This window comes from Anoxybacillus sp. (assembly GCF_036834105.1).
In the GTDB taxonomy this organism is placed as follows: domain Bacteria; phylum Bacillota; class Bacilli; order Bacillales; family Anoxybacillaceae; genus Anoxybacillus.
Genome location: NZ_DAITON010000089.1, coordinates 1 through 9,911, shown reverse-complemented (window position 1 = coordinate 9,911; position 9,911 = coordinate 1). Strand labels below are relative to the sequence as shown.

The following is a 9,911-nucleotide window of genomic DNA, read 5'->3' as shown; positions in this document are numbered from 1 at the left end:
AGCAATATGCCATCCCTACCGTTCCTCACGAAGCTACTTTTCGTATTATATACTGAAAAAAGCTGACCGAAGTCAGCTTTTTTCATGGCAGCTCGCACCGCATGATCCTTTCACTGAGCAAGTTGCGCATGTGCCGCGTTTACTTTTTTGAATGAAGCGGAAAATCGTCCACCCCGCATATCCGAAAATGACCGATCCAATAACAACATTTGCGATCATTCGTATCCCTTCCTTTAGAAGCCAAGCATGCTTCCGATTTGATAAATGACAAATGAAACGATATAGGCTAAAACGAGCGCATAACCAATGGAAAACATCGTCCATTTCCGCGAACGAGTTTCTTTATAAATGGTCGCCACAGTTGCTAAACATGGAACATATAATAAAACGAATGCCATAAAGCTAAATGCTGACAGCGGTGTAAAGTGTGATGCCATCAATCCTTGAAGCGACTCTACATCCGGCACGTGATAAATGATGTTCATCGTAGACACAACGATTTCTTTTGCTAAAAATCCAGTTAATAGCGCCGCACCTGCTTGCCACGTTCCAAATCCAAGCGGTGCAAGAAGCGGTGCAAGTACACCACCAATTAATGCTAAAAAGCTGTCGTCCATATTTACGTTCATACCGTTCGGACCTGCATACGATAATAACCAAATAGCAACTGAACCACCAAAAATAAACGTCCCTGCTTTTTTGACGAATCCTTTCCCTTTATCCCACGTGCTGCGCCATAACGCTTGCCATTGCGGCATACGGTATGGCGGTAATTCAACAACAAATACGGACGCTTCTTCTTTTAAAATCGTCAATGAAAATAGTTTCGCAAGTATAAGTGCAAGTGAAACACCAAGAACGTATAAAGAAAGAACGACAAGCGCCTGATTTGCCGCAAAAAACGCACCAACAAACAAAGCATATACTGGCAGACGTGCCGAACAAGACATGAGCGGCGTTAACAACATCGTCACAAGACGCTCTCGCGGCTGTTCGATCGTCCGCGCTGCCATGACGCCAGGAACGTTACAACCAAATCCAATAATAAGCGGAATAAATGCTTTTCCGTTCAATCCGACCGCTTCCATTAATCGGTCCATAACGAGCGCTACACGTGCCATATACCCCGAATCTTCTAAAAAAGAAATAAAGAAAAATAAAATAAAAATTTGCGGTACAAAAACAAGGACACCGCCAACCCCTGCAATAATGCCATCAACGACGAGCGCGCGAATAAATTCGGAAGCACCGATCGCCTCCAACATCGCCGTCACAAAATCAGTAAGCGGACCTGCAAAAAATGCATCAAGCAAATCGGAAAGCGGCGCTCCAAGCCAATCAAATGTGAGTTGAAATAGCATGTACATCGCCAGTAGAAAAATCGGAATGCCGACATATTTATTTGTGACTACCGCATCGATGCGGTCTGTCACCGTCACGCGCCCGATTTCCTGACGTTGTACGGACTGTTCAATCACTTCTTTTACAAATGAGCGACGACGTTCGTAAATGAGCTGATCAAGCGATGCTTGCTCGGCTTGTTGCACTTCTTTTTCTGCTTGTTCGTATAATGAACGCCACGTTGTTTCCGGCAATTTTTTTGCTACATAATCACGGACGTAGCTATTTCCTTCATAAAATTGAATGGCGAGCCAACGGGCAGGGAATTTCTCCTCTGCTCCCCACGTCTCAATAAAACGCGCAATGGCTCGTTCCAACGCACTACCGTAATATATGTGGAGCGGTTTCGCTTCTTGAGACACTTTTTCCATTAACATGCGCTCCACTTGATCGCACCCTTTTCCCGTTCGAGCAACGACTGAAACGATCGGCACGCGCAAGGCCTCCGCTAATTTTTGTTGATCGATAAATATCCCTCGTCTTTTTGCGACATCGACCATATTTAACGCAACCATTAACGGCTTACCAAATTCCAATAGCTGAACAGTCAGTAATAAATTTCGTTCGAGTTGCGACGCATCGACGATATTTAAAATTTCCTCGAACGACTCCGTTAATAAAAATTGCGTCACAACTCGCTCATCACGAGACAGCGGGTGAAGCGAATATACGCCCGGTAAGTCAATCATCTTTGCTTGTTTATTGCGCAAAACGCCTACCTTTTTTTCAACCGTCACGCCGCTCCAGTTTCCGACATACTCATACGTCCCTGTGAGCTGATTAAACAACGATGTTTTCCCTGTATTTGGATTACCTACTAACGCGATATGCATCATAACGGCTTCACCTGAATGTTCTTTGCTTCATTGCGGCGGATGCCGACACATTGTCCGCAATTTTCAATCATAAATGGTCCACCAAGCGGCATCGTACATTTTAAGCATATCTCTGCCCCTTCAGTTACTCCCATATCTAGCAATCTTCTTTTTACTAAGTTGCTTACTTGTGATAAATCAACAATTTTTGCACGTTCCCCAACTCGCAATTGCGTCATCGCAACCATACGTAATCCCCCAATTAATAATGATAACCTTTTTCAATATTCATTATAGTACCAACAAGGGAAAACATCTACTTTTTTTATCATGTTCACAAAATGTTACGACGCCGATGATATCGAGATATGTTTGAAACATGCACGTATAATCGCTTCATTTGCTTTTTCGTTTTTCGCACAAAATGAAACGTCTTCACCACATAGATCAACACCGAGCACATGCTTGTAGCGAAAAAGATGGTCGATATACGTCACGAGCGTCTGTAACGACATCGTCCCCTGATCCCAGTTTGTTTGGGCGTCTTCTGGACGAAGCACATCTTTGTCGATGCTTATATATACATTGTTTGTCGGAATGGCGCGCACAATCGTCATTGGCGCGTACATCATATCGCTTTTTGGAAAGATAGTTACACATGAAGAGACGTGCGAAGTTGCTGAACCGATGATGACAATGTGTTTTAATGCTGGAACATGTTTTTGAGCGTATGATACCCATGAGCCACACGAGAGAAGCGGAAACAACGTTTGCTCGTTCATATCTGTATGATGGTCCAACAAAACGAGCGTAAACGGCTCATGAAACTGCTTCATTAATACATATGACACGTAGTGGTAATTTCCGCTCCCGATGAACGTAATTCCTCTCGCCTGACGAGAAGCAAGTCGTTTTTCAATTTCCTGAATGGCTTTACTATCGCAATACAAATTCGTTCCGTTGATGTCATACATATCGATCCATTCATGAGGAAAACGAAGAAGATTTCGCTGCCACGTATACGTATCGTCGAAGTTTAAAAACGTTACACTTGGATGCATATTTCTTCCCACCCTTGTGCAAGTTTTTTCTTCAACAAAATTATACAAACATCTTGATGATACGTACAACGATGCTTTTCTCGTGAAAAAATTCACATATCCGCCACAAACAAATACTAATACCCCTTTATCTATTATTTTTCTTGTGATACAATTCACAATGTAAGGAGGATGATGAACATGTCTAAAAAAATCGTCATCGTTGGTGGCGTAGCCGGTGGGGCAACGACAGCTGCCCGCTTACGTCGTTTAGATGAACAAGCAGAAATCGTCATGTTTGAACGTGGAGAATATATTTCATTTGCTAACTGTGGTCTTCCATATTATATCGGCGGTGCCATCGCCGAACGCGACGCCTTGCTCGTCCAAACCGTTGAAGGAATGTCGGAAAAATTTAACCTCGACATTCGCATTCAAAGCGAAGTGATCGCGATTAACCGTGAACGGAAAACGGTAACTGTAAAACATTTACCAACTGGAGAAACGTACGAAGAAAGCTACGACTATCTTGTTTTATCACCGGGGGCAAGCCCAATCAAGCCAAATATTCCGGGCATTGAAGAAGCAAGCAACGTATTTACATTGCGCAACATTCCAGATACCGACCGAATCAAAGCGCATGTCGATGAAAAGAAACCGAAAAAAGCTGTTGTCATCGGCGGTGGCTTTATCGGGGTGGAAATGGTTGAAAACTTATGGGAGCGCGGCATAGACGTGACGCTTGTTGAAATGGCGAAGCAAATTATGGCACCTGTCGACTACGAAATGGCAGCCATTCTTCATCAACATATAAAAGATAAAGGGGTACGCCTCATTTTAGAAGATGGGGTGGCAGCATTTGAACAACAAGGAAAAATCGTTCGCCTACAAAGCGGAACAACACTTGAAGCGGATATGGTCGTCTTAGCTATCGGTGTAAAACCAGAAAACGAGCTAGCAAAACAAGCGGGTTTAGCTATTGGCGAACGTGGTGGCATTCAAGTGAATGAATGCTTACAAACATCCGACCCTTCAATCTATGCTATCGGTGATGCCATTGAAGTGATCGACTACATTAACGGTCAACCGACCCACATTCCGCTCGCTTGGCCAGCGAATCGACAAGGACGAATCGTTGCCGACCATATGAACGGTCGAAACGTACACTACAACGGAACGCTCGGCACAGCGATCGCAAAAGTGTTTGATATGACGGTTTCAGCAACAGGCAACAACGAAAAAACGTTGCAACGCCTTGGCATAAATTACGAAGTGTTACACATTCATCCGAATTCACATGCAAGTTACTATCCAGGGGCATTCCCAATCGCATTAAAATTGTTGTTTGATCGGAAAACAGGACGCATCTTTGGTGCCCAAGCCGTTGGTTACGACGGTGTCGATAAACGAATTGACGTCATGGCCACAGCGATTAAAGGTGGAATGACTGTATTTGATTTACCAGATTTAGAATTAGCTTACGCACCGCCATATTCATCTGCCAAAGACCCCGTCAATATGGCAGGATATGTAGCAACGAATATCATTGAAAATATGGTCGAAACAATTCAATGGCATGAGGTGAATGAATTAATCAAAAACGGGGCGTGTTTTGTCGATGTGCGTGAAGAAGTCGAACGCGATATGGGCTTCATTCCAGGCTCAATCAACATCCCGCTCGTGCAATTGCGCAAGCGACTTCATGAGCTTCCGAAAGATAAAACCATTTACGTCTATTGCCAAGTCGGGTTGCGCGGTTATTTAGCTGCACGTATATTAGCTCAACACGGATTCCATGTGAAAAACTTAGATGGCGGATATAAGACGTATGCTGTCGTTTACAGCGAACAATCCGAATCCGAAGAAAGAAAGAGCGAAGAAAAGCAAACGGAGCGTGTAGACATGTTGAATATTCAAGCAACAACTACGCTAGATGCATGCGGACTACAATGTCCGGGACCAATTATGAAAGTATATCAAACAATGGAACAATTGAAAGACGGCGATGTATTAGAGGTGAAAGCAACAGACCCAGGATTTGCCCGCGACATTCAATCGTGGTGTAAAAAAACAGGCAACACGCTATTAAAAACGACGTTCGAAAATAAAATGTTTATCGCCTATATTCAAAAAGGAACGACAGCACCGAACCCATCTATAAAAGAAACGAAAAAAGACGGGGCAACAATCGTTGTTTTCAGCGGTGATTTAGATAAAGCAATCGCCTCGTTTATTATCGCATCTGGCGCCGCTGCAATGGGGAAAAAAGTGACAATGTTCTTTACGTTCTGGGGGCTAAATATTTTGCGAAAAAAAGACGCACCTCCTGTTCAAAAAGATATGCTTGAAAAAATGTTCGGCATGATGATGCCAAAAGGCGTTCATGATCTACCGTTATCAAAAATGAACATGGCTGGCATGGGACCGAAAATGATTCAATATGTCATGGAAAAGAAACATGTAGACGATGTCGAAACGTTAATGAAAAACGCGATGGCTGCAGGTGTCAAACTCGTCGCTTGCTCGATGTCGATGGACATTATGGGCATTAAAAAGGAAGAATTAATTGATGGAATCGAAGTCGGCGGCGTCGCAACATATTTAGGAGATGCGGAAGAATCAGGACTAAACTTATTCATCTAAAAAAATCGGGCTATCTCTGCGACGAGATAGCCCTTTCAAGTATATTCACAGGGGGATCGGGGGAATACACTTAGCATTATCCATTATGACCATTGTTTTTTATTTTATACATATGACCGTAAAAAATTTTAGGCGATTTTTCGTTTATCCATTTTTTTATTCTTCACATACCCAGCTAATAAAACAAATGCAGTAACAACAATAAGAAATATGAGCGCTTGCGAACCTTGTGGAAAAGCGACCCATCTTCTTATTTGTTCATCCTTCAACAACATTTCCCCTGCTGTCCATGCTAAAATACCTGAACCAACGTACGGAATCCACTTATATTTTTCCATTGCCAATACAATGGCCTTAGACCCAAAAATCATAATGGGAATGCTAATGGCAACCCCGAAAGCAATCATGCCGATATGTCCACCGGACGCCCCCGCAATCGCAACGACGTTATCTAAACTCATGACCGCATCGGCTACGATAATGGTCCAAATCGCCTTCCATAAACGATCAGCTGCTTGTACGTTTGCCTCTTCTTCCTCGTTGATTAGCACCTTATATGCAATCCAAAGCAACAGCAGTCCCCCAACAAAATGAACGAACGGAATTTGTAGTAAAAAGACGATGGCTGCTGCGAATAACACGCGTAAAATAACCGCTCCTGCTGTACCAAATATAATCGCTCGATTCTGTTGTTTTTCTGGTAGCCGACGTGTAGCCATTGCGATTACAATGGCATTGTCTCCAGATAAAATAATATCAATGGCGATAATTTTTAATAAAGCGACAATCGCCTCTGATGAAATGATCCATTCACCCATTACAGTTCCCCTTCTTCAATATTGTTCTCCACTATCTTATCGTGAAGCTCGTCTACATTCAACCTTTCTGTTCCGACATATATGCCTTCTCTTTTACAAAAAACGACCGTTGTAATGTATTTGTAACATAATTTAATGGCTATGTAACAATTTTTCGACATCTTTTTTGCTATAATGAACTCGTCGATGGAACAAGTCTTTGGAGGTTCAAGCAATGAAAAAAGCTCTAGCCACTACCGCTCTCTTTATGTTGCTATGTTTCACGTATTTTGCAAACCCTTTCAAAACAGAAGCTGCGTTTTCAGCTAGCACACTAATCGCTGAAGCGCACAAAGTGATTGGCACACCGTATCGTGCAGGAGGAACGACACCGAAAGGATTTGACTGCTCTGGTTTTGTTAGCTATACATATAAAAAAATAGGCGTCTCTCTTCCGCACTCTTCTAGCGCGATGTATTCGAAAGGGAAGCCTGTTTCTCTGAACCAATTAGCACCGGGAGACTTACTATTTTTCAAAACATCGAAACATAAAGGAATCTCCCACGTTGCGATTTATATTGGCAATGGCCGTATGATTCATGCGACATCGTCGAAAGGAGTTAAAGTAGACTCCATTCACCAATCTTATTGGAAACAACGTTTTGTTGGCGCTAAACGATTATAATGCGAAGGCGAGCACTTCATGCCGAACGTTTTTCGACGCGGAGTGCTTGCTCTCGACAGCAAAGCAGGGAATGTTCCCTGCTTTTTTTCATGATTTTTTCATTTTCTCCCCCATTTTTCCGATATATAATGTATGTAACATGGGGATGATGGAGGGACATAACACCGATGACAAAAAAAGAAAAGTGGACGATGATTGTAAGCATCTTGGCAACGATATGTTTTATTGCCATTTTGCTGTTTCGTCCGTCACTAACAATAACGTTTGAACAAAATCACTTTTTATCACTTCACACCATTCTTGAATTTTTCGGTATTACGGTCGCTATGGCCATTGCGTTTCAAGGGTGGATTTCGTTTCCGCAAGCTTTGTCACGTCGACGCTTGCGCATTGCGACGACATTTTTAGCTGTAGGTTTCCTCGATTTATTGCATACGCTTACATATAAACAAATGCCGGGCATTGTGTTTGCTGATAGTTCCGTTCAGCTTGCAACGTCTTTTTGGCTAGCCGCCCGTATGACACAAGCTATATTTTTATTGCTCGCGTTTTGGCTTCCTGACGGCCCGATCCAAGAGAAAGAAAAAGTGCTTGGGTTCGTTGTCCCTTTTCTATATATTGGGCTTGTTTCCGTTCTTATCGTGCAAGCTGCTGACTCCCTTCCGCCGCTTGTCATTCAAGGAGTGGGAACAACACCGCTGAAAAATGGAATAGAATATGTTATCACATCATTGCACGTCATGACGATCATTTTGCTTATCCGCCACTACAAAGAAAAAAGATTGGCACCGACGCTTGACGTCATCGCTGGCTTCGTCTTCTTATTTTTAAGCGAACTTATTTTCACGTTGTACCAAAACGTGTATGATGTGTTAAACATATTCGGACACGTATATAAAGTCATTGGCTTTTCTTACTTTTTGCGTGGTTTATATTTGGCATCGTTTAAAGAACCATTTCAAGCAAAAGAACGTGCCGAGCAAGCGCTCGCTAAAAGTAAAGAGCAATTAAAGAAACAAGCTCTATTTGACGAACTAACGAATTTGCCAAACCGACGTTATTTTATAGATGCACTTCGCGAACGGCTAAACATAGCGAGAGAAAAAAAGGAAAATGTTTTTCTCTTTTTCCTTGATTTAGATAACTTTAAAAACATTAATGACTCGCTCGGGCACGCAGCTGGTGATCTTTTATTACAGGCTGTTGCTAGACGCTTAAACCATTTGCACGATCACTTCGTCGCCCGACTTGGAGGCGATGAGTTCGCAATCATCGTCTCCGATGTCCCATCGTTTGAACAAGTTGCCCAACAAATAATCGATATACTTGGCGAACCTTTTTTCATTCGTCAAAAAGAATTGTTTATTACAACAAGTCTCGGCATCAGCATATGGCCAATACACGGGGAAGATGAAATGACATTAATTCAACATGCCGATATGGCGATGTATGAAGCGAAGAAAAAAGGAAAAAATCAATGGGCGATGTACGATCCAATATTTGAACGGGAGCGTATACGAAAATCACTTATTCGTCAACGGCTGCACATCGCTTTAGAACAACGCACTATTTCTGTGCATTACCAACCTATTATAGATATGAAACGAAATGAGCTCGTTGGTATGGAAGCGTTGGCTCGCTGGACGGACGAGGAACTCGGCTTCGTTCCACCAAATGAATTTATTAGCATCGCGGAAGAAGACGGGTTTATTATTCCACTTGGGGAATATATTTTCGAGACAGCTGTTTGTGATTTAAAACGGCTACACGAACAGGGCATGAATCACGTCTATGTCAGTATTAACTTATCGCTTCGTCAGCTAAAAAGCGAGCAGTTTCTTTGTTTTGTACAACAATTATTAGAGAAAACGAGTTTACAACCACACCATATTGAATTAGAAATTACTGAAAACATCGCTTTAAGTGATGAGAAGCAAGTCATTGAAACGATTCAAGCACTAAAACAAATGGGCATTCGTATTGCGATTGACGATTTCGGTAGCGGCTATTCATCGATCGCCTACTTACGCCACATTTCCGTCGATACACTGAAAATTGATAAATCGTTTATTTTCGAAGTCGTCACAAATGAACATACTGCCAAATTAACGGAAGCCATTATCGCGCTTGCTCATCAGCTGCAGCTACACATTGTCGCTGAAGGGGTAGAAACTGAGCAACACGTCTCATTTTTACAATCTACCCATTGTGACAAAGCGCAAGGCTATTTATTTAGCCCGCCTGTTCCATTCGAACAAGTCGTAAAACAGCTGCAAACTGCTTAAGACGAAAAAGCACCTCTAAGTTGATGGAGGTGCTTTTCCCTTTTATACTATTTGTTGATGAATAACTGCGGCACGACGGGCTGTTTCTGTTACATACGCTGCTATTTGTTCATTCGCATCTTTTAAGTGTTCTACTGTTGCACTTACCTCTTCAAGCGAAGCGCTCGACTGTTGAATGAAAACTGAAAAATCGCTGATGGAACGGTCCATTTTTTCTCCTTGTTTCTCTAACTTTTCGCTAATGA

Annotated in this window: 8 protein-coding genes and 1 pseudogene; 3 read left to right on the top strand and 6 right to left on the bottom strand. The window is 42.4% G+C overall.

Annotation, left to right across the window (positions count from 1 at the left end; all coding sequences use genetic code 11):
- Positions 1 to 72 precede the first annotated feature (72 nt).
- From V7Z64_RS09355 to V7Z64_RS09340, 4 genes are all read right to left on the bottom strand, one after another.
- Positions 73 to 219: a FeoB-associated Cys-rich membrane protein gene (locus V7Z64_RS09355; RefSeq protein WP_219985701.1), complete on the bottom strand. Its 147-nt coding sequence runs from the start codon at positions 217 to 219 to the stop codon at positions 73 to 75.
- Between the two features lie 14 nt (positions 220 to 233).
- The gene (gene feoB / locus V7Z64_RS09350; protein WP_297990287.1) at positions 234 to 2,237 is read right to left on the bottom strand and encodes a ferrous iron transport protein B; all 2,004 of its coding nucleotides are present in this window, start codon (positions 2,235 to 2,237) and stop codon (positions 234 to 236) included.
- A complete protein-coding gene (locus tag V7Z64_RS09345; RefSeq protein WP_003398589.1) occupies positions 2,234 to 2,464 on the bottom strand; it encodes a FeoA family protein in 231 nt (76 codons plus the stop codon). Before V7Z64_RS09345 ends, feoB begins: the two co-directional genes overlap by 4 nt.
- A 96-nt stretch (positions 2,465 to 2,560) precedes the next feature.
- Entirely contained in the window at positions 2,561 to 3,277 is a 717-nt protein-coding gene (locus V7Z64_RS09340; RefSeq protein ID WP_297990284.1) for an arginase family protein, read from the bottom strand.
- Between the two features lie 180 nt (positions 3,278 to 3,457).
- On the opposite strand from V7Z64_RS09340, the gene cdr reads away from it, so the two are divergent.
- Positions 3,458 to 5,899 (top strand): CoA-disulfide reductase, encoded by a 2,442-nt coding sequence (gene cdr, locus V7Z64_RS09335; RefSeq protein WP_297990643.1) that lies wholly within the window; start codon positions 3,458 to 3,460, stop codon positions 5,897 to 5,899.
- Positions 5,900 to 6,027: 128 nt separating this feature from the next.
- Here the strand turns inward: cdr and V7Z64_RS09330 are convergent, their stop codons facing one another.
- Positions 6,028 to 6,717: a TerC family protein gene (locus V7Z64_RS09330; protein WP_297990642.1), complete on the bottom strand. Its 690-nt coding sequence runs from the start codon at positions 6,715 to 6,717 to the stop codon at positions 6,028 to 6,030.
- Between the two features lie 214 nt (positions 6,718 to 6,931).
- Here V7Z64_RS09330 and V7Z64_RS09325 point away from each other — a divergent pair, with 214 nt between their 5' ends.
- A complete protein-coding gene (locus V7Z64_RS09325; protein WP_297990641.1) occupies positions 6,932 to 7,381 on the top strand; it encodes a C40 family peptidase in 450 nt (149 codons plus the stop codon).
- Positions 7,382 to 7,548: 167 nt separating this feature from the next.
- Positions 7,549 to 9,666, top strand: coding sequence for a putative bifunctional diguanylate cyclase/phosphodiesterase (locus tag V7Z64_RS09320; protein WP_297990640.1), 2,118 nt, complete (start codon positions 7,549 to 7,551; stop codon positions 9,664 to 9,666).
- 42 nt (positions 9,667 to 9,708) lie between these two features.
- Here the strand turns inward: V7Z64_RS09320 and V7Z64_RS09315 are convergent.
- Positions 9,709 to 9,911 (bottom strand): annotated as a pseudogene (locus V7Z64_RS09315) (methyl-accepting chemotaxis protein); the annotation flags it as partial.